This window comes from Kocuria sp. WRN011, from assembly GCF_002295155.1.
In the GTDB taxonomy this organism is placed as follows: domain Bacteria; phylum Actinomycetota; class Actinomycetes; order Actinomycetales; family Micrococcaceae; genus Kocuria; species Kocuria carniphila.
Genome location: NZ_NSGI01000004.1, coordinates 130,414 through 149,696 on the forward strand (window position 1 = coordinate 130,414; position 19,283 = coordinate 149,696).

The window sequence follows — 19,283 nt, forward strand, 5'->3', positions numbered from 1 at the left end:
CGGCGTCACCGGATACAAGACGACGCCGCACGCGAACGTACACGTGCGGCGTCGCGCATGGAGCAAAGTTACTTCTTAGGACCGTTCTCGGCAAAAGTCTGAGCCCACGCCTCAGGTGAGGTGAACTCCGGCAGTGCCGCGCGGTACTGTTCGGCCAGCTTGTCCCAGTCGCGGTACAGACGCTGGTGCAGCGCCAGGCTACGCTGCATCATGCGCTTGAACGTGGCATCGTCGCGCTTGTACCAGGACGCACCGGAACCGTCAGCGCTGGAGACCAGAGCGGAATCCAGGGTGGCCATGCGCCACCACTGCAGGTTCATGGCGGGAATGCGGGACTCGGGGTGATCCGACTCGTCCGCTTTGACGGGCAGCACCTGGTGTACGGCACCCGACAGCAACTTGGCGGCGCGGCCAATGCGGCTCTTGGGCGGGTGCGGCTCTTCACCGTGCGGGAGCGGCTTGCTCCGGCGCACGGTCGGGAAGGCCGAAAGGTCCTTCTTGACCTGCGCGTCGGAGAATGATCCGCGGGTGGAACGCACCTCGGGGAGCTTGGTACCAATGGTGCGGTGCAGGTGCTCCGGGCCTTCAAGCAAGTCCTCGAGTGCCATGGCCCGCAGCTCGGCGGCGGAGTACTGCATGGACACCAGGTGTCGCACGTCGGTCAACAGTGATTCCTTGGGCAGACGGCCGCCCTTGGAGTACGGGCTGTACAGCAGCGCGGCCAGCCAGCGGTTGCGGGCGTGGTAGTACGCCTGCCAGTCGATGGTGTCGTCCTTCTCCGTCCACGGCATGTGCCACACGGCCACACCGGGCAGGGAGACGGTATCGTAACCGGCCTTTTTGGCGCGCAGACCGAATTCGGCGTCGTCCCACTTGATGAACACGGGAAGTGCCAGGCCGATCTCACGGATGATATCCGTGGGGATCAGGCACATCCACCAACCGTTGTAGTCCACGTCGATTCGGCGGTGCATCCACGGGGTCACACGCAGGTTGGAGGCAGCGAAGTCATGAGCCTCGCGCACACCTTCCGCCGAACCCCACATGAAGCGGTACTCGTTGACACGTTCACCAAAGCTGTGGATAACGGACTTCTCGTACAGGTTGAACATGTGTCCACCCACAATGGTCTTGTGGCGGGTGAAGTCCGCGAAGCGAGCGGCGCGACGGATACTCTCCGAGTGAACGTCCACGTCGTCGTCGAGGAGCATCACGTAGCGGCTGGTGCCGTCCATGGTGGCCTCGTACATTCCGCGGGCGAAGCCGCCGGAACCGCCCAGATTGCCCTGTTCGATGTGAACCAGCTTGTCACCAAGAATCTCCACGACCTCGTCGTAGCCGGGCTCATCGCGAACCTTCTCGGTACCCTGGTCGGTCATGATGAAGCGGTCCACCACGTCTGCTAGCGCGTCGGCTTCGCCCAAAGTCTTGAGGTTGCGCACGCAGAAGTCGGGGCGGTTAAACGTGGTGATGGCCACGCTCACGGTGCCGGGGGTGAAGCCCTCGGGCTCGGGAACGGACCATTCTGCGTATGCGAGCTCGACGGCAGCCTTTGAAGTGACCACGTCGATCCAGTACCAACCGCCGTCGCCAAAGCTCGTCAGCGGCAGGTCAGTGTGCTGCTCGGTGCCGTCCATGTCCAGCGTAATCACACGGTTGGAGGTACCACGCGCAGTGGAACGGTAGACCAGGATCTTGGCCGGTCCGGTGGTGCGAGCAGTCAGGCGGACCGTGTCCACTGCGGTGTTCGCGCGCCAGTAGGAGGCCGGGAACGCGTTGAAGTAGGTACCCAGCGAGATACGGGTGTGCGCCGGAATGTGGATACTGCGATCGCTGGACAGGTACTCCGAATGGATCTGGTTCGCCTGGGCGGAGGCTGCGGCATCTGCCTGCTCCGCAGCGACCGTCTGCTCCTCGCCCGCCTCGGACGGACGCAGGGACTTCACAGCTGTGTGGCGCTGAGCGTTGAAGTCCACGAACAGGGGCAGCGTGTCCGTGTCAGCATCGGTCGGGAAGATGATGTGCGCAACGGTCTGCCAGGTGCCCGAATCCGCCGTCTGGTTCTTGGTCGTCGCGGTCGCTTCGTTCTTCACAGTGCTCATTCGTCAACGCCTCCGCTGTTCAGCTGTGCACCGGACGTGAAGTGCGGTGCAATCTTGTTGTCCACCATGGACAGTGCGGCGCCAATTGCCATGTGCATGTCCAGGTACTTGTAGGTGCCCAGTCGTCCGCCGAACAGCACGGACTGCTCGCCCTTGGCCAGGTCGCGGTAGGCCAGCAGCTTCTCGCGGTCCGCGGAGGTGTTCACCGGGTAGTAGGGTTCGTCACCCTTGTCCGCGAAGCGCGAGAACTCGCGCATGATCACGGTGGCGTCCTTGGTGTAGTCACGTTCGGGGTGGAAGTGACGGAACTCGTGGATGCGGGTGTAGGGAACATCCGCGTCCGGGTAGTTCATGACCGGGGTGCCCTGGAAGTCCTCGATGTCCAGGACTTCTTCTTCCAGGTCGATGGTGCGCCAGGAGAGGTCGCCCTCGGTGTAGTCGAAGTAGCGGTCCACCGGGCCGGTGTAGATGACCGGGACCTGGCCCACCACGTTGGACTTGGAGAACTCCTGGGAGTCGTCGAAGAAGTCGGTTTCCAGGCGAACGTCAATGTTCGGGTGGTCCGCCATCCGCTCGAGCCACGCGGTGTAACCGTCCACCGGCAGGCCCTCGTGGGTGTCGTTGAAGTAGCGGTTGTCGTAGGTGTAGCGAACCGGCAGGCGCGAAATGATGGACGCGGGCAGATCCTTGGGATCCGTCTGCCACTGCTTGCCGGTGTAGTGCTTGATGAACGCCTCGTACAAGGGGCGGCCGATCAACTGGATGCCCTTGTCGTTGAGGTTCTGCGGGTCGGTTCCCGCGAGCTCGCCGGCCTGTTCACGAATCAGGTCCCGGGCCTCACCCGGCGAGTACGCCGAGCGGAAGAACTGGTTGATGGTGCCCAGGTTGATGGGCATGGGGAACACCTCGCCGTTGTGGCGGGTGTACACCCGGTGCACGTAGTTGGTGAACGCGGTGAACCGGTTCACGTACTCCCACACCCGCTCGTTGGATGTGTGGAACAGGTGCGCGCCGTAACGGTGCACCTCGATCCCGGTGCGTTCCTCGTTCTCGCTGTACGCGTTTCCACCCAGGTGAGATCGGCGGTCAATCATGGTGACCTTCAATCCCAATTCCCTGGCGGCTCGTTCTGCCACGGTCAAACCGAACAGACCCGAACCCACGACCACCAAATCAGTGTTCACGTGTTTACTCCCTACCATCTTCACGACCCCGTGAGGGTCAAGACATCTTGCCCTAAGCTACCGGACTCCGCTGGTTCAGTACCTTCTTGACGCTGTGTGGACCGTCACCGCGCTCGGTCCCGAACGAATCCGCTGAGCACCCATTTCGCTGCGGCGCGGCCCGAGGCACCCAAGGAGGCGTGGGCGCGGGCCCAGTCCGAGCGGCGTCGTACGCCTGTATCGCGATCGTGCAGACCGGAGGGCTCCAGTGCGGCGCGCATGGCCGCGGCCACTTCGCTCGCGTCGTGACCGACCGCCTGGCCCAGGCCGTTCTCCGTGACCAGGTCGGCAGCCACGCCCTTGGCACCCGCGTAGATCACGGGCGTTCCGCACGCGGCGGCGGCATAAACCTTGGTGGGCTTGGAGAAGTCGTAGCCCTGACCGGGCACGATCGATGCGAGCGCGGCGACCGCCCCGCGCGTGAAGGCGGCGGTGCGCTCGGGCGGCTGGACGCCGTCGAAGACCACGTTGTTCGGGGCCACCTCTCGCGCCACTCGTTCCATGCGTTCCACGTCCGAGCCGCGACCCAGGAAGTTGATCTTGACGTCGGGGTGCTCGTCGAGAAGCTGGGCGAGCGCGTGGATGAACACGTCCGCACCCTGCCACTCGGACATTGACCCCGCGTACACGAAATAGGGGTCGGCGAGGTCCTCGGAAGGGCCGTCCGGGGTGAAAATCTCGGTGTCGATCCCGTTCTCCGCGATGAACATCTTGTCGCGCTTCACGCCCGTGACCTTGGCGAGCTCCGCGCCCATGGCCTCGGACACGGTGATCACGCCGCCCGCGCAGCGCGCCGACACGGTCTCTGCCACGCGCATGAGTTCGGTGACGATCCGCGGCACGTCCATGGTGATGGTCGCCGCGGTCCACACGTCCGGGTTGTACCAGATATACGGACGACGCCGCAGCACGCTCGATGCCCATACGGCCAGTCCCGTGGTGGGCGGGGGCTCGCTGACCACGATGTCGGCGTCCATGACGAGCAGCCGCGCGAAGGCCTGGATATCGAAACTCAAGTATTGGGGAATGCCGCGCACGTAGTCGTATTCATCGCGCAGTACCGGGACGCGGATGACCGAGTACGGCTCGCCCGCGGTTGATTCGACCATGCCGCGCGGCGGGCGCGTGGTGAGCACGGTGACATCCGCGCCTTCAGCGGCGAATCCCCTGGCCAGGGCGCGCAACCTGAACGACGCCGCCGCCGGTTCCGGCGTGAAAATCCGACTGACAATGACAACCTTCCGGGGTCTCATAGGCACCACTGTCTCACGTACCCCGGGCCCGTGACCTGCCTGTCCACCGCTGTCATCCGGTAATTTCCCGAAATTTTCCTCGCCGCACGGGGTGCACGCTCCACAACGACGACGCCGCACGGGGCCTTTCGTACCGCTCCACACGTTGACTGTTCGGCGCGGGTGGTGATCAGGTGGCGTGCTGTGCTGAGGCCATGGAAATTATGGTCGGCCTGCGCTGGGCAGGTGCGGCGGAGGTTCAGAGCCACGAGGTTGCCATCACCGCCGAGCCGGGCACCGCCGGGAGCAGCGTATGCCGGGAAATCTGCACGTTCATCGGAACCCGCGCGGAGCTGACGGCCGACGGTATCGATGTGAGCTCGGTTCGTTTCGCCGAGCCACCCCTGGTGGACGGCGCGACGATCACGCTTCGTCCGGTTACGCCGCCTCCGAGTGGCTCACGGCTCCCTCTCCTGCCGTTGCGCGTCACCGAGGGGCGACGCGCGAACTCTCCGGATCGGGACGTTCCGCATCGTGACCTCGCGGGCCGTGATGGATCGGGGGATGATGGTCGGGGCCGTGACGATCAGTGCCGTGCTGATCTCGGACTGGATGCTGACCGCCACCAGAACAGTCCCAGGCTGACGGTCGTGTCCGGGGCCGCCTGCGGCACGGAGCTGGTCATTGCGAGGGGCTCTCAGTGGTTGGAACCCATGGCGGGAATCCCCAGGCTGGCCACGCGGGCCGCCACGAGTGACGCGACAGAGATCGTGATGGATCACGCTGACGTGCGGATCATGCCCGGGCCTGTTCCGCTGCGGGAGGGTGACCGGTTGAGGTGCGGAGATTCATGGCTGCGGTTGACCATGCCCTCCGATGCCACGTCCGCTCGACACCGGGTGTCATGGGCAGCCCCACCAACCGACGACGACAGCCCTTCTCAGATCATCACGGTCCCCCGTGCTTCGGGACAGGGCGCACGCATGGGCTTGCTCCTGGGACTTCTACCCCTGGTCCTGGGCGTGGTGATCACCGTGGTCACGGGTATGTGGTTCTTCATGCTCTTCAGCGCCCTGGGCGCGATCATCGCCGTGGTCAGTTGGAGCGTGGGACGTGCCGCGAGAGCCCGGGAACGCACGCGCGTGGCGGCCGCGCTGGAACGGGACCTGAGACGTTGCGGGGAGGCAGCGCCGTCGGCGGCGGAGGTCGTGGATCGTTTGCGAAGGTTGGATTCCGGCGTGTCCATCGCGATTCCCACCCACGGATCCGCACCCACCTCTGTCAAGCGAGTCGAGCGATGGGTGCACCTGGGTGAGGCCGGACGCGTAGCGGCGGTCCACTTGGGCGATGGGCCGGGTGCTGTTCCCGTTGAGCACCGAATGGCGCCGGTGCTGATCGACCTGTCGCGAGTGCAGCACCTGGAGCTCGCCGTGCCGTCGCGTCATCGAGAAGGCGTGATCAACGCCCTCGCGGTGCAGTTGCTGACCGGTCCCGGGGCGCTCCACCAGCTCATCGTGGATCCGGAAGCGGGCTGGCGAGCGCCGCTGCTCCCCAATCTTCGCGTGGTGGACTCGCAGCGCCATCGGTCGGTGACTGGCCCGGCCTTGGAAGTGTGTTCGGCGCGGACGGCCGCTGCTCTGCCGGTCGCGAAGGAGCGCGTGCGCATCGTGGTCTCGGTGGCGGGAGACTCGACGGAGGGCAGTGGATCGAGTGCCGTACTGTCCTGGAGGTCCACGGCGGTCCTGTTCTGCGACGCTGCGGGCGCGGTTCCCGGCCTGGATGCGAACGCGGGTCGAGGCCGTCTCACATTGCGCGTGGACAGTGTGACGACCCGGGAGTTCTGCCGGGCAATGCAGCAGTGGTCACGGGTGCAGTCCGTGATTCCAGCCCTACGGAACGTGTCCGGGCTGCCCGCGTCGGTGGGTTCCCAGGTGATTTTTCCCGAGACCGAGCAAATACCTGACCTGTGGACTGCGAGCGCCCGGGTGCCATCGTTGGAGGCCCCGATCGGCGTGTCTCGCCACGGTGCCGAGGGTCTGTCCCTCGGTGATGAACACCCGCACATGTTGATCGCCGGGACCACGGGGTGTGGGAAATCCGAGGTGCTCCGCACGCTGGTGGCCGCACTGGCCTGCCGCTATTCGCCCGAGCGACTCGAATTCCTGTTCGTGGATTTCAAGGGTGGCGCCGCGCTGTCTCCTCTCACCGGTTTGCCGCACCGGTCCACGCTTCTGACCGACCTCGCGCCGGAGGACGTGCGGCGGGCCTTGGAGTTCCTGCGTTCCGAATTACGACGCCGCGAGCGCCTCCTGGCGGGCCTGGGCCTCTCCGACTTCCAAAGCCTCCTGACCACCACGCCCGCGTCACGGGAGCTGGAGTTTCGGGAACTGGTGGTCGTGGTCGACGAGGTCAAAATGCTCGCGGACGCGTTCTCGACCGCCGGCGACGAACTCGCCAAAATCGCCACCGTGGGACGCTCCCTGGGGATTCATCTGGTCCTGGCGACTCAGCGCCCCCAGGGAGCGGTCCCCGCGGACGTGCGCGCCAACATCACTCAGGCCATGTGTCTCAGAGTGCGTACCGAGCAGGATTCCGCGGATATCATCGGGGCGGTTGTGGCCGCGGGTATTTCGTCGACGACACCGGGCCGAGCGTTCATCGATTCTGGGCACGGCGCACCCGTGGAAGTTCAAACGGCCATCCTCACGACGTGCGCGGCGACCCCGGTGGATGAGGTGCGCATCAGGCTCGCTGGACGGCAGCCTTCGGACGATCCGCTCGGCGGGACGGGTTTGGCCGACGGTGGGCCGGACATGACCGTCGGTACGGTTGGCACCCGCCTGGACCCCGGGGTGCAGCGAGTGGTCACCGAGATTGCCGAAACCCACCGGGGTTGGGTTGCCGCGACCGGTGAGCATCTGACTCCGGCTGACGCCCCCGCTCCGGACGTGTCGTCGGTACGACCCGTACCCGCTCCCCTACCTCAAGCTGCACGGGCGCATCCGAACGAACTGGGTCACGTGGATCTGGGACCCGCGGAAAACTCCGTGGAACACTGGACCGGCCGAGCCTCCTGGCGCCCCCTCGAAGACGGCACGTTGTTTCTCATCGGCCAACCGCTGCACACATCACGCACGCTGTTATCTGCCCTCGAGCAGTTGGTCCGTGCCCGTTCAGGTCCGGCTCTCTACGTCATATCGGCCACGTCCATGATCGAAGGACCCGCTCGACGCTGGTCGGACACCGGTCTCATCCACGGGGCCGCCTCCGCACAGGACGTCTCGACCATCAGTGGCCTTCTCAATCGTCTCTCCGAAGGGGCACAGCGGTTCTCGTCCCTCTCTGAGGAGGCGCGCCACGGTGCATCCGAAGCTGCGGTGCTGATGATCGAGGACTGGGATCGCTGCTGCGCCCTCCTCCGGGCGGGGTCGTGGGCGTTTCTGGAGGATGAACTGCTGGCTCTGGCCGGGGCTGGTTCGCACAACGGGGTGGCCGTGGTCATGTCCGGGGATCGTTCCTTGTCGGTGGGGCGGGCATCCTCTGCGGGACGGACCCGCGTGTACTTTCCGGCCGATCAGACTCCCGAAGCACTCTTGCAGTGGCCCAAGCTTCCGGCGGTCAATCCCCTGCCACTACGAGGGGTCGTGCAAGGCGCCGCCGCGTACAGGTGCTCCACATCCCGCGGGCAGCAGTCTCGGGGCGCTCTCACGGTGGTGCAGGTTCCGATTCCCAGTGGAGGTTTAGTCACCGGTCAAGATGCCGCCACCAATGAACGAGTTCTCCATGGGTCGGCAACGCACGAGGAGGAACTCACAGAACATTCGAAACTCTCTCAAGTCACGATTCCCGCCCCGGACTCGAGTGTCTGGCCGCGGTACCGGCCGCTGCCCGATCACTGGTCCGGGCCGGGCGGCCCCGTCTCAGGGCTCCTCATGGGTTTGGGAACGGACCACGCCCCCGTGACACGCGGCTGGGGTCCCGGTGACACGTTATTGGTCGTGGGGCCGACGCGTTCGGGCCGCAGCTCCTACCTGGACTCGGTCGAGAAGACGTTGCCTTCCCGCGCTGCGGTTCGCTGTCATCCGCACTCGGTGGAGGAGTTGGAGGCAGTGTTCTCCGAGATCCGTGCCGGAACAACCGTGCTGATCGACGACGCGGATTCCTTGGCCACCCAGGTGATTCAACGCCTGGGTGCCCTGTGGCACCCAGGCGCCGGAACGAGCGGCGTCGGCGGCCGGAACGATCTACGACTGATCGTGGCCCTGCGGCTGAGCGACGGGCTGCCAGCGCTCTTTCCACCACTGATGCAGTGGCGTCATGTGGCGGACACCCTTTTGCTCCGGCCCAGAAAGGCCTTCGACGGCGATCTGTTCGGAGCATCATTGTCCGGTTTGCCGGTGGGCGGGCCGCCCGGTCGCGGGTACTGGATCCACCGCGGCGTACCGGTTCTGGTTCAAACCCCGTACCTGGGCACCGAACTCAGCGGGACGGGTGACGCGTGGACTCCCCCATCCATGCCACGGTCCCTCGGTTGAACAAAGCCATGAGGGCTACGATCGCCGCCGCAACGCACGCCACACCAATCGCCCGGGCACCCACCTGAGTCAGGGAGATCCCCACGATCACCAGGAATGCCTGAGACACGAGAATCGCGGCGCGCGGCCATCGCAGACCCCTCACCGTTCCCCAGGCCGCCGAACCGAGCCAGGCCGCGGCGCCCAACATGACCACCGCACCGAAAATGATGCCCGCCGTGGGGATCACATGATCCGAGAACAACGAAATCACGAAGCGAACTCCCACATAGGCCAGGGCCGCGGCTTCCAGTCCGACGATCACACCGATCACCCACACCGTCCAGGGACGGTCCGGTGACTGCTGCTGGGAGGCGGGGACCATGGAATGGGCCTTTCATGAGGGTGAGCAGGGCACCCCCAACTCTAATCTCGATCTCCCACCGACATGATCGGTCAGTTAGTCAGGCAAAACTTTCCGTGTGATATACCGCTCAGACTCTTGTTCACGAGTTGTTCACGTGAGAAAGTATTGGGCAGATCATCTTTTGAGGCCCGGCCAACGCGGGCCTTTTCTGTGTGTACTCCCCCGAACATTCTCCCGTCGCGCTCAGCCCGCGCTCGATGGTGATGCGGTGTTTCTGTGCACACCCAACTGAAGTGAAAGGAGCGTCGCCGCAGATCATGGATTGGCGTAGTCGCGCAGCATGCCTTGAGAAGGACCCAGAACTATTTTTCCCCGTGGGTAATACCGGCCCCGCTCTGTTGCAGATCGAAGAGGCCAAAGCCGTGTGCCGCACGTGCGAGGTCATGGACACCTGCCTGCAGTGGGCCCTCGAATCCGGTCAGGACGCTGGAGTATGGGGCGGTATGAGTGAAGATGAGCGCCGCGCCCTCAAGCGCCGTGCCGCTCGCGCACGTCGCGCCTCTTGAGCCTCATGGCCCTAATTTCATCGACCAAGCCCTCGCGACGATAGATGTCGCGGGGGCTTCGTCATTCCCTGAGCTCCTCACCGCCACCCGGACACTCACCGGTATGCCAGTCGCTCAGACGGAGAACTGCGCCTGAATCACCACGCATGTGCCGCCGCCCTCACGCGGTTGCCAGCGAATCTTGCCTTCGAGCTCACTGGCCACCAGGGTGCGCACGATCTGCATCCCCAGGCCTTCACCATCACCGGCCTGCCGGAACGCACTCGCACCCGATTCTTCAATCACGGTGTCGCCCATGCCCCAGCCGTCGTCGCTGACGGTCACCTCGATAACACGACGAACGTCACCGTCCTCGTTGAAGATGTCCGGCAGGCGCTCCACCTCCAGAGACACGGTTCCGTTCCGGTCCTTGAGCCCGTGCTGCACGGCGTTGGCCGCGATCTCGTTGATGACCAGCGCCATGGACGTGGCACATTTGGACGGTAGCCGGCCGAATTCGCCGTGCACCTCGGTGCGAACCGTTTGAGTGGATGAGGCCGTCTCGACCGCGAGCTTCACCTGGGGCCTGATCAACTCGTCGAAATCGACGTCCTCCGAAATGTCGTGGGACAGCGATTCGTGCACGCGAGCGATGGAACTCACCCGCCTCATGGCCTGCTGCAGACCGTGTTTGGCCTCCTCGGACGTCATGCGGCGCGACTGCAACCGCAAGAGCGCCGACACCGTCTGCAAATTGTTCTTCACCCGGTGGTGGATCTCGCGAATGGTGGCGTCCTTGGAGACCAGCTGGAGGTCCCTGCGGCGCAGTTCCGTCACGTCCCGGCACAGCAGGAGCGCGCCGGTTCGGGAGGTTCCCCGCCGCAGCGGGATGGCCCGCAGGGTCACGGACACGTTCCCGGCCTCCAATTCGCCGCGCCACGGCATGGTCCCGGCAAGCACGGGGGCAATCGTCTCGTCCACTCCGTTGCCGCGGACATCGAGACTCCGCGCAATCGATACGAGATTCGCGCCGGCCATGTCGCCCTCGTGTCCCAACCTGCGGAAAGTGGACAGCCCGTTGGGCGAGCAGAAAGCCACCCTGCCGTGAGCGTCCAGGCGCATCATGCCGTCTCCCACACGGGGCGCACCCCGGCGGGAATCGCTGCGGACGGCAAAATCCGGCCATGTACCCTCGTTGGCCATGCGCAACAAGTCCTCTGCCGTTTCGCGGTAAACGGTTTTCATCTGGGACATCGGACGCCCGAAATGCTGGTCCAGCGTCATACTGACCACGGCAATGGTGCGCTGATTACGCACCAGCGGCACCACCAGAATCGACTCCGCGGGCTGGGCTTCGGTGGCCGTGAGCTTGAACCGCTCGATGCGCTGGTCGACCCACGCGGAACGCAAGGGAGCGGCGTCCGCGGCGGGAATCATCTCTCCCACCATGTCCTTGTGGAAGACCGTGGGCCCGGTCGTGGGACGCGCGTGTGCCAAGACCGTGAAGTCGCTGTCCGGGGCGGGAATCGCCGAACCCGTGGGGCTGTCCTCGGCCGAGATCACCCGGTTGGGAAAGCTCAGTAGCAGATCTGCGAACCCAAGATCCGCCACGAGCTGCCAGTCCCCCACCAGCAGGTGCAACCACTCGGCATCGCCGGCGTCAAAATCCTTGATGGAACGCAGGGGATCCGTAAACGCCACGGCGGGTCACTCACTTTCAGGGGACTTCAACGGCGCAACCACGCGCCCACTCGTTGTCCCAGCCTAGTCCCCGGCGCGGACCCTGCCGCCGAGGATTCGCCAACGACGTCGCTCTCGGGACTCAGCGCGCGGACGGCCAGATCCGCGAGTTGTTGCCGCAGCGGGCTCTTGGCCGCCGACTCCGCCAATACGGCGCCCGCCAGTAGCGCCTCGTCACACGCGGCGGGGTCCCAGTCGAGCGTGGCATCGATTCCGTGGCCGGGTGAGAACCGATCCCACGCCTCGGCCACGGCATCCGCGCTTGCGCGTCCCACGGAGGCCTTGCGAAGTTTGTTGATCACCACGAGCAGCCGCGCGGTGGGCGCCACATCGGTCAGGTCGGGAAGGGTCTTGACCAGCCGCGGAATCCCCAGGGCATCGGCGGTGCCCAGCACAATGATCGAGTCGGCCATGGCGCACGCACACAATGTGGCGGCATTGCGCCGCGGGGCGACCATGTCCAGGCTGATCTCCTCATCCGATTCAAGACTGAACGACGTGTCGACCACGACTGCCTGATAAGCGGTTCGGGCGTGCAACAGGACGGTTTCCAGCGCTGCAGCACGAACTTCCGGCCACCGATCGTGGCGTGTGAGACCCGTGAGGACATCCACTGAGCCGCCGGCCACAGAGACCCGGGTGGCGCAGCGCTGCAATCCTTCGGCATCGAGCCGGCCCTGATCCGCCAGGCGACATGCCTGGGCCAACCCGGCAGCCTCCTCGAGCATGCCCAGGCTCGCGGCGATCGAGGCCGCGTACGTGTCGGCATCGACCAGCAGAACCCTTGAACCGCCCAGTGCGAGTTCGGCCGCCACGTTCAGCGCCGTGAGGGTGCGCCCCGGCGCTCCCATCGGCCCCCATACCGTGATGACACGGCCCGACTCACTGGTCTGGGGCGGGTTCTGATCCGGGGAATCCGACTCCCTCTCACGTGTGGCAGGAGCATCTGTGGATTCATGGATCCGCTCGGTGTCCTCCACAGCACGCGGGTGATCGTCAGGGTGGGAATGGCCTCGATAGGAAGGCACCGGGTCGGGTGAGTCCACGACCTCTTCAATGAGGGTGGTGACGTCCTGCCCCGTGGCTCCACCGGGAACGATCGTGACACCGAGCGCGGCCAGGCGATTCTCGTCATGACCGGCAAGCACAAGAACCCGGACCGAGCTGAGGCTCAGTTGCTCCAGCAAGCTCGCGGTCAGTTCCTCGGCCCCTTCGGCGAGCAACGCAACCCTCGCCATACCTGTGTGGGCGCACGCCAGGAGTTCTGAGAGGTCCAAACACCGCCGCACCACGGTCACGGACCCGTGCTGTCTTTCGATCTGGTCAACCAGCGGCCACGTTCCCGTGCCCAGGGTCACGACCGAGATACTCATGAGTCGTCACCCGAGGGGTTGAGCACCAGGGTGACCTTGGCACTGTTACCCAGGGCGTCGACCAGTGGCTCCACCTGTGCGGGCGTGGCCAGTACGTGCACCGTGGTACCGGTTGAACTCCCGAGGGCCGAATTGGTGGTCTCGATCTTGGAGATCTCCGCGCCGGGCACGAGCTTGCGGGGCTTCTCGTAACCCCGTCCGGACGCCTTCTGCTCCGCAACCCACACGTCCACGCGCGAACCGGCTCTGGCCTCCGCGGGCAGGGGCGTCTCCAGCGCAATCCCCACCGGGCTGCGATCCAGTTCGTCAGCGGTACCCACCGCATTGGTCGGAACCAGTTGCCCCTTGGGAACGCGCTGCACCAGGACATCGTTGTCCTTGAGATCTGTCTCCGCCGACACATACTGTTGCGATGCGTCCTGCAGTCTGACGTCAACCGGCACCAGATCATCGTTCGAGACACTCTGTCCGACCGGCAGATCGTGGGCGGCCACGTAATAGGGCTCGGTTCGGTTCAATGTCGAGATGAGAAGAACCACGGCCACAATGGACGTGAGCACGAGCAATAATCCCACCACCAGTCGAGGGTCGCGCCACGTGGGTTTCTTGAAGCGTTGCGCCGCGGCCGTACCGTGCTGTGAATCGCTGGACATGAGTGTTCCCTTCCCCCGGAGTGGATCCGGCCCCCACCGAATCTTTCATGAGTGTGCACCGTGAATCGCACCGGAGGAAATCAGGTTGTGAAACATGTGGACATCTTCGGTACGGGGCGGCGCTCGGGAAGAGTTTCTGTGCATATCGCGCCCTCCTCCGAGATCCGTGGGACACTGGACGTGATCAAACTGCATCAAACCACCTGAGATGAGGCGAACTACTCCATGGCACAGCCACGTTTTCTCACGCTGTCGGATGTTTCCGAAATCCTGTCGATCTCGGTGGCCCAGGCCCGCGCCATGGTCCGCTCCGGTGAACTGCCCGCCATTCAGGTGGGCGGGCGAGGCCAGTGGCGCGTGGAAACGCAGAAGCTCGAGGAATACATCCAGAAGGGCTACGAGCGCACGGAGCAGGCCGTGCGCGAAGGGTCCGTCGGCTAATTCAGGCGGTGTCCGGCGACGAAATCAGCGCCACGGACCCGAAGGGAACGGTGCGCACTGCCTTGACCGCCGCGCGCCGTCGGAATTGGTCGTCGGGATGCAAGGCAAGATCGAAAAAATCGTGCCCCACCGCATCCAAGGTGCCTTCCAGATCCCCCCGAGCGGACGGATCCACGAGTAGAACCCGCACGTGCGCTCTCGACGCCGCCAACGCACGGAGCACGTGCCCCATTCCTAATTTCCGCAGTACCGCACGCTCATTGATGATCTCGAACTTACGGTGCAACCCCTCCCACCACACCACGGAATGCAAAGGCACCAGGTGTTGGAAATGCCGTTCCCGGATGACTGCCCAGCCTGCACCGATGTCGGTGAGCTCGCCTTCCAGAACGTCCCCGTGAGCCGGCAGAAGCCGCACCATCCGGTTCCGATGAGCAGAGAGTCGTTCCGCCAAAGTGAGGCGCGACAACTCCGCCCTCGCCGTTTCCGCGGCCTCGAGTTCCACGCTGCGCTGCTCCGCCTGAGCCAGCTGCGCTTCCATGTCCGCGAAGAGTTCATCCCAACGCACGGTCTCCCCCTGGTGATTCCGTCCGGCCACCTCTCGTAGCGGGGCCGCATCGATCCAGTACATCACGCTGGGCCACCACGAAATGTGACGCCGGATGTGCATGCACAATCATTCATGCTTGACGTACATGTTTCCGCCCTGAATGATCTAAACATTACTAAACGACATCAAACAACATCATTGGGGGTCCAAAGTGATGGAACGAACTCAAGGTGCCGAGAGCGGAGGCGACGCGCCTCGCGTGGAGTTCGCCCTTACCATCTGGATCATCCCGCTCCTATCCGGCGTGCTGATGGCCATGGGGTGGAGCCTCCTGGAGCGGTACCGCCAGGACCTGACAGCCATGAACGCGGATCTGGCCGTTGCTCTCGTGGCAGCCGTGGCCGGAGTGTTGTTGGCGGCGTGGTGGTTCGGCGGCATGCTCATGCTCGTGTGCGCCGCCGGGGCGCGCAGATTTCAGTGGCATCGCGTGGAGCGTTTCGCCACTCGGCTCACTCCTAGGCTCATGGCCCGCACCGTGGGAGCGGTAGTGGGGATTCATTTGGTGACCGTGTCCGCTGCGCACGCGACCGAACCCGTCAACCCCTTCTGGTCCGATTCCGAATCCGGAGTCAATCAGGTTGAGGAACGGGATCCCGCGGCTTCCACGGACACGCCTCCCGGCCAACCGTCCGCGCAGGCGCCCGGTGCCGCTCCGGAGGTGGGCGACGAGCCTGCGCAACCCAACGCAGCTCATCCTGGACCGCAGACACCTGCCCAAACCCCTGGGCTCCCTGGTCTCCCCGGTCTCCCCGGTCTCCCGGCCGCTTCCACCGGCCCTGATGCCTCAGACGCCCGCGACCTCACGGCATCTCAGAGTGAGTCCGGAGCCGTTCCCGCGCAGCACCGAGTCACCGACTCGATCCTGACCGTTGTCCGGGGTGACACCCTGTGGGACATCACGGCGGAATTCCTGGGCCCGCAGGCCACTCCCGCACAGATCGCTGCACAGACTGCCACGTGGCTGGAACACAACGACCTCCAGAACGGCGGCGACTTGATCCGTCCCGGAGACCAGCTGCACGTTCCACCCCAGCTACTTGAAAAAGTCTCCATCCCACTGCCCACCGAAGGAGCCTCGTCATGAGTGTTGCCACAGCAGTTTCAGCTCCCCAGCCTCCTTCGGGCGGATACACCTGGCGAGCCGACAGGTCCCGTGCGGGCCTCACCCACAAGAACGACCTGGAACGTGTCACGGCCATGTCCCGGAGCTTCGCCCAAGCCGCCGTGGAAATCCTGGGCGGCACACGCCCCGCAACGCAGCTGGCCCGGTGGACCACCCAGGATGTCGTGGAACGGTTCGAACAGCGTGCAGCGATGCTCCGGTTGGTGCAGGAACAGTACCGGGACCGGGCCTCACTCTTCGAGGTCCACAAGGCCCCGAGAGTACGCAGGGTCAGGGTCTGCTCCCCCGCGCCCGAGTGCTACGAGGCATCGGTGGTCATCGAGGAATCCGCTCGGGTCAGAGCCGTGGCGCTCAGAATCGAGCGAATCAACCGACAGTGGCGCGTGGTGCACCTCGAAGTCGGGTGAGCCACAGCCTCACACGACAACAGTCAGTGAACCGATGAGAAACGAGGACGGGTGGCACACATTGTGTGTGCCACCCGTCCTCGTTCGGATCTGCGAACGGACGCTACTTGCGCGTGCCCTTCTTGGAGCTGCCGCCCTTGCGAGCGCGACGTCGGGCGCGGTTCTCGGTCGGCTCCGAGTTCTCTTCGCCGGCAGCGGCGCCCTCGGCTGTCTTGGCGGCTTGCGCACCTTCACCGACCGGAGTCTGGTGATTGTCCTTGGCCTCGAGTCGGGCCATCGGCTCGCCGTCCTCGTTGGGCGCGGAGTACTGCAGGAACGCCGGACGCTGAGGACGGGCCATCTCCACCTCGCCACCGTCCTGACCGGTGCGCTGGCGCCGGACTTCCAGGTGATACATGGTGACCACAGTTTCCTCGCGGATCGTGTCCATCAGGCCCTTGAACATCTGGTGGCCTTCGCGCTGGTACTCGACCAGCGGGTCACGCTGGGCCATGGCACGCAGGCCGATGCCCTCCTTGAGGTAATCCATTTCGTAGAGGTGCTCCGGCCAGCGGCGGCCGATCACCGAGAGGAGTACGCGTCGTTCCAGGTTGCGCATGGCCTCGGAACCGAGTTCGTCCTCGCGTTCCTGGTAGACGAGCTTGGCGTCCGAGAGGATCTGTTCCGTGAGGAAGTCCGCGGTCAACCGCGGGCGTCCGCCGGCCTCGTCAATGATTTCCTGCTGGGTCAACGTGATGGGGTACAGCTCACGCAATGCCTCCCACAGACCGTCCAGATCCCAGTCCTCGGAATGACCCACGCGAGTGCGGTCTTCGATGGCGGTGGTGATGACCTCTTCCACGAACTGCTGAATCTGTTCGGCAATGTCATCGCCCATGAGGATTCGACGGCGGTCACGGTAGACCACTTCGCGCTGGCGGTTGAGCACGTCGTCGTACTTGAGCACATTCTTGCGCTGCTCGGCGTTACGGCCCTCCACCTGGTTCTGCGCGTTGGCGATACCGGAGGTGATCATGCGGCCGGTCACCGGAACGTCGTCGGGGGCGACCGCCATGAGGCGCTGGGCGACGGCCGGATTGAACAGGCGCATGAGGTCGTCCGCGAGCGAGAGGTAGAAGCGAGATTCACCCGGGTCGCCCTGGCGGCCCGAACGGCCGCGGAGCTGATCGTCGATACGACGGGACTCGTGGCGCTCGGTACCCAGGACGTACAGGCCACCCAGCTCGATGACCTCTTCGTGCTCGGCTTTGGTGGACTTCTCGTAGTGCTCGAGAACGGAGGGCCATTCGGCCTCGTACTTCTCGGCGTCTCGCTCCGGATCCAGGCCCTTTTGTTCCATGGCTTCCACGGCGTCGAACTCCGCGTTACCGCCGAGCATGATGTCAGTACCGCGGCCGGCCATATTGGTGGCCACGGTGACGGAGCCCTTACGACCGGCCTGCGCGACGATCGCGGCCTCACGCGCGTGGTTCTTGGCGTTGAGCACCTCGTGCCGTACACCGCGTTTGGCCAGCAGCTTGGAGAGGTACTCGGACTTCTCCACGGAGGCGGTACCGACGAGCACGGGCTGACCCGTGGCGTGGCGCTCTTCGATGTCGCGGACCACGGCGGCGTACTTGGTGGCCTCGTTCTTGTAGACCAGATCGCGCTGGTCGATACGTGCCATGCCCTTATTGGGCGGGATCGGCACCACGCCGATCTCGTAGGTGTTCATGAACTCCGCGGCCTCAGTCTGGGCCGTACCGGTCATGCCGGAGAGCTTGTCGTAGAGGCGGAAGTAGTTCTGCAGGGTGATCGTGGCCATGGTCTGGTTCTCGGCCTTGATCTCGACACCCTCCTTGGCCTCGATAGCCTGGTGGATGCCTTCGTTGTAGCGACGTCCGGCGAGCACACGACCGGTGTGCTCATCGACGATGCGCACCTCGCCCTGGGCCACGATGTAGTCCTTGTTCGCGTGAAACAGCTCCTTGGCCTTGATCGCGTTGTTGAGGAAACCGATCAGCGGGGTGTTCTGGGACTCGTACAGGTTGTCGATACCCAGGTAGTCCTCAACCTTTTCAATACCGGGTTCGAGAACACCCACGGTGCGCTTCTTCTCGTCGACTTCATAGTCGGTGTCCGCCTTGAGGTTCGTGACCATTTTGGCGAATTCCTTGTACCACCGGTTGGCCTCGCCGGAGGCGGGACCGGAAATGATGAGAGGGGTACGCGCCTCGTCGATGAGGATGGAGTCCACCTCATCCACGATGGTGAAGTGGTGGCCGCGTTGGACCAGTTCATCCGCACTCCAAGCCATGTTGTCGCGCAGGTAGTCGAAGCCGAATTCGTTATTGGTGCCGTAGGTGATGTCCGCGGCGTACTGCTCGCGACGGGTGGCCGGATCCTGTCCGGAGAGAATCACGCCGGTCTCCAGACCGAGGAAGCGGAACACGCGGCCCATGAGGTTGGCCTGGTACTCGGCGAGGTAGTCGTTGACCGTGACCACGTGTACACCCTTGCCGCTCAGAGCGTTGAGGTAGGCGGGTGCGGTGGCCACGAGGGTTTTGCCCTCACCGGTCTTCATTTCGGCAATGTTGCCCAGGTGCAGTGCCGCGCCGCCCATGAGCTGGACGTCGTAGTGTCGCTGCCCCAGGGTTCGCGACGCCGCCTCACGCACCGCGGCGAAGGCCTCCGGAAGCAGTCGGTCCAAGGATTCGCCGTCTTCGATGCGCGCCTTGAAAGCGTCAGTTTCTGCGCGCAATTCGGCATCGCTGAGCGCTTTGAAGCTCTCTTCCAGGCTGTTCACGGCGTCCGTGTAGGACCTCAGTCGCTTCAGGACCTGCTTATCCCCGGTCCGAAGGACTTTTTCCAGGAATGACGCCACGTGTGTTCGCTCCTCAGTTGTGGACGGTGGTGCACCGCCGATCAGTGTACGTGAGTCCGGCTGGGTGATCTCGGGATGGTGTGGAACACC

General features: G+C 64.6%; 14 protein-coding genes. 5 read left to right on the forward strand and 9 right to left on the reverse strand.

The window, feature by feature from the left end:
• Nucleotides 1-68: 68 nt before the first annotated feature.
• The 3 genes from CKW39_RS06860 to CKW39_RS06870 all read right to left on the reverse strand — a co-directional run bounded on the left by CKW39_RS06860 (nt 69) and on the right by CKW39_RS06870 (nt 4,578).
• A complete protein-coding gene (locus tag CKW39_RS06860; RefSeq protein ID WP_216823157.1) occupies nt 69-2,102 on the reverse strand; it encodes a glycosyltransferase in 2,034 nt (677 codons plus the stop codon).
• Nucleotides 2,099-3,286, reverse strand: coding sequence for a UDP-galactopyranose mutase (glf, locus tag CKW39_RS06865; protein WP_095797400.1), 1,188 nt, complete (start codon nt 3,284-3,286; stop codon nt 2,099-2,101). The genes CKW39_RS06860 and glf overlap by 4 nt, the downstream gene beginning before the upstream one ends.
• A gap of 104 nt (nt 3,287-3,390) precedes the next feature.
• A complete protein-coding gene (locus CKW39_RS06870) occupies nt 3,391-4,578 on the reverse strand; it encodes a glycosyltransferase family 4 protein (protein ID WP_095797401.1) in 1,188 nt (395 codons plus the stop codon).
• A 194-nt stretch (nt 4,579-4,772) separates the two neighbouring features.
• Between CKW39_RS06870 and CKW39_RS06875 the strand changes: the two genes are divergently transcribed.
• Entirely contained in the window at nt 4,773-9,092 is a 4,320-nt protein-coding gene (locus CKW39_RS06875; RefSeq protein WP_095797402.1) for an FtsK/SpoIIIE domain-containing protein, read from the forward strand.
• Here the strand turns inward: CKW39_RS06875 and CKW39_RS06880 are convergent.
• A complete protein-coding gene (locus CKW39_RS06880) occupies nt 9,037-9,456 on the reverse strand; it encodes a hypothetical protein (protein WP_095797403.1) in 420 nt (139 codons plus the stop codon). The genes CKW39_RS06875 and CKW39_RS06880 overlap by 56 nt on opposite strands.
• Before the next feature lie 299 nt (nt 9,457-9,755).
• Here CKW39_RS06880 and CKW39_RS06885 point away from each other — a divergent pair, with 299 nt between their 5' ends.
• On the forward strand, nt 9,756-10,004 hold the full coding sequence (locus CKW39_RS06885; RefSeq protein WP_019309413.1) for a WhiB family transcriptional regulator: 249 nt from the start codon (nt 9,756-9,758) through the stop codon (nt 10,002-10,004).
• Nucleotides 10,005-10,118: 114 nt separating this feature from the next.
• Here the strand turns inward: CKW39_RS06885 and CKW39_RS06890 are convergent, their stop codons facing one another.
• From CKW39_RS06890 to CKW39_RS06900, 3 genes are read right to left on the reverse strand one after another with little or no spacing between them, the layout of a single operon-like run.
• Nucleotides 10,119-11,684 (reverse strand): sensor histidine kinase, encoded by a 1,566-nt coding sequence (locus CKW39_RS06890; RefSeq protein ID WP_095797404.1) that lies wholly within the window; start codon nt 11,682-11,684, stop codon nt 10,119-10,121.
• Between the two features lie 26 nt (nt 11,685-11,710).
• On the reverse strand, nt 11,711-13,096 hold the full coding sequence (locus tag CKW39_RS06895) for a hypothetical protein (protein WP_095797405.1): 1,386 nt from the start codon (nt 13,094-13,096) through the stop codon (nt 11,711-11,713).
• On the reverse strand, nt 13,093-13,749 hold the full coding sequence (locus tag CKW39_RS06900; RefSeq protein WP_095797406.1) for an SAF domain-containing protein: 657 nt from the start codon (nt 13,747-13,749) through the stop codon (nt 13,093-13,095). The genes CKW39_RS06895 and CKW39_RS06900 overlap by 4 nt, the downstream gene beginning before the upstream one ends.
• A 225-nt stretch (nt 13,750-13,974) precedes the next feature.
• Here CKW39_RS06900 and CKW39_RS06905 point away from each other — a divergent pair, with 225 nt between their 5' ends.
• Nucleotides 13,975-14,190 carry a helix-turn-helix domain-containing protein gene (locus CKW39_RS06905; RefSeq protein ID WP_095797407.1) on the forward strand — a complete coding sequence of 72 codons (216 nt, stop codon included), beginning with the start codon at nt 13,975-13,977 and terminating at the stop codon, nt 14,188-14,190.
• Between the two features lies 1 nt (nt 14,191).
• On the opposite strand, the gene CKW39_RS06910 is transcribed toward CKW39_RS06905, so the two are convergent.
• Nucleotides 14,192-14,860: a hypothetical protein gene (locus CKW39_RS06910; protein ID WP_254049317.1), complete on the reverse strand. Its 669-nt coding sequence runs from the start codon at nt 14,858-14,860 to the stop codon at nt 14,192-14,194.
• Nucleotides 14,861-14,999: 139 nt separating this feature from the next.
• On the opposite strand from CKW39_RS06910, the gene CKW39_RS06915 reads away from it, so the two are divergent.
• Both CKW39_RS06915 and CKW39_RS06920 read left to right on the forward strand, forming a co-directional pair.
• Nucleotides 15,000-15,884, forward strand: a complete 885-nt coding sequence (locus CKW39_RS06915; protein WP_158222919.1) for a LysM peptidoglycan-binding domain-containing protein — start codon at nt 15,000-15,002, stop codon at nt 15,882-15,884.
• Nucleotides 15,881-16,330 (forward strand): Rv3235 family protein, encoded by a 450-nt coding sequence (locus CKW39_RS06920; RefSeq protein WP_095797409.1) that lies wholly within the window; start codon nt 15,881-15,883, stop codon nt 16,328-16,330. The genes CKW39_RS06915 and CKW39_RS06920 overlap by 4 nt, the downstream gene beginning before the upstream one ends.
• A gap of 103 nt (nt 16,331-16,433) precedes the next feature.
• Here the strand turns inward: CKW39_RS06920 and secA are convergent, their stop codons facing one another.
• Nucleotides 16,434-19,193 carry a preprotein translocase subunit SecA gene (gene secA / locus CKW39_RS06925; RefSeq protein ID WP_095797410.1) on the reverse strand — a complete coding sequence of 920 codons (2,760 nt, stop codon included), beginning with the start codon at nt 19,191-19,193 and terminating at the stop codon, nt 16,434-16,436.
• Nucleotides 19,194-19,283 lie beyond the last annotated feature (90 nt).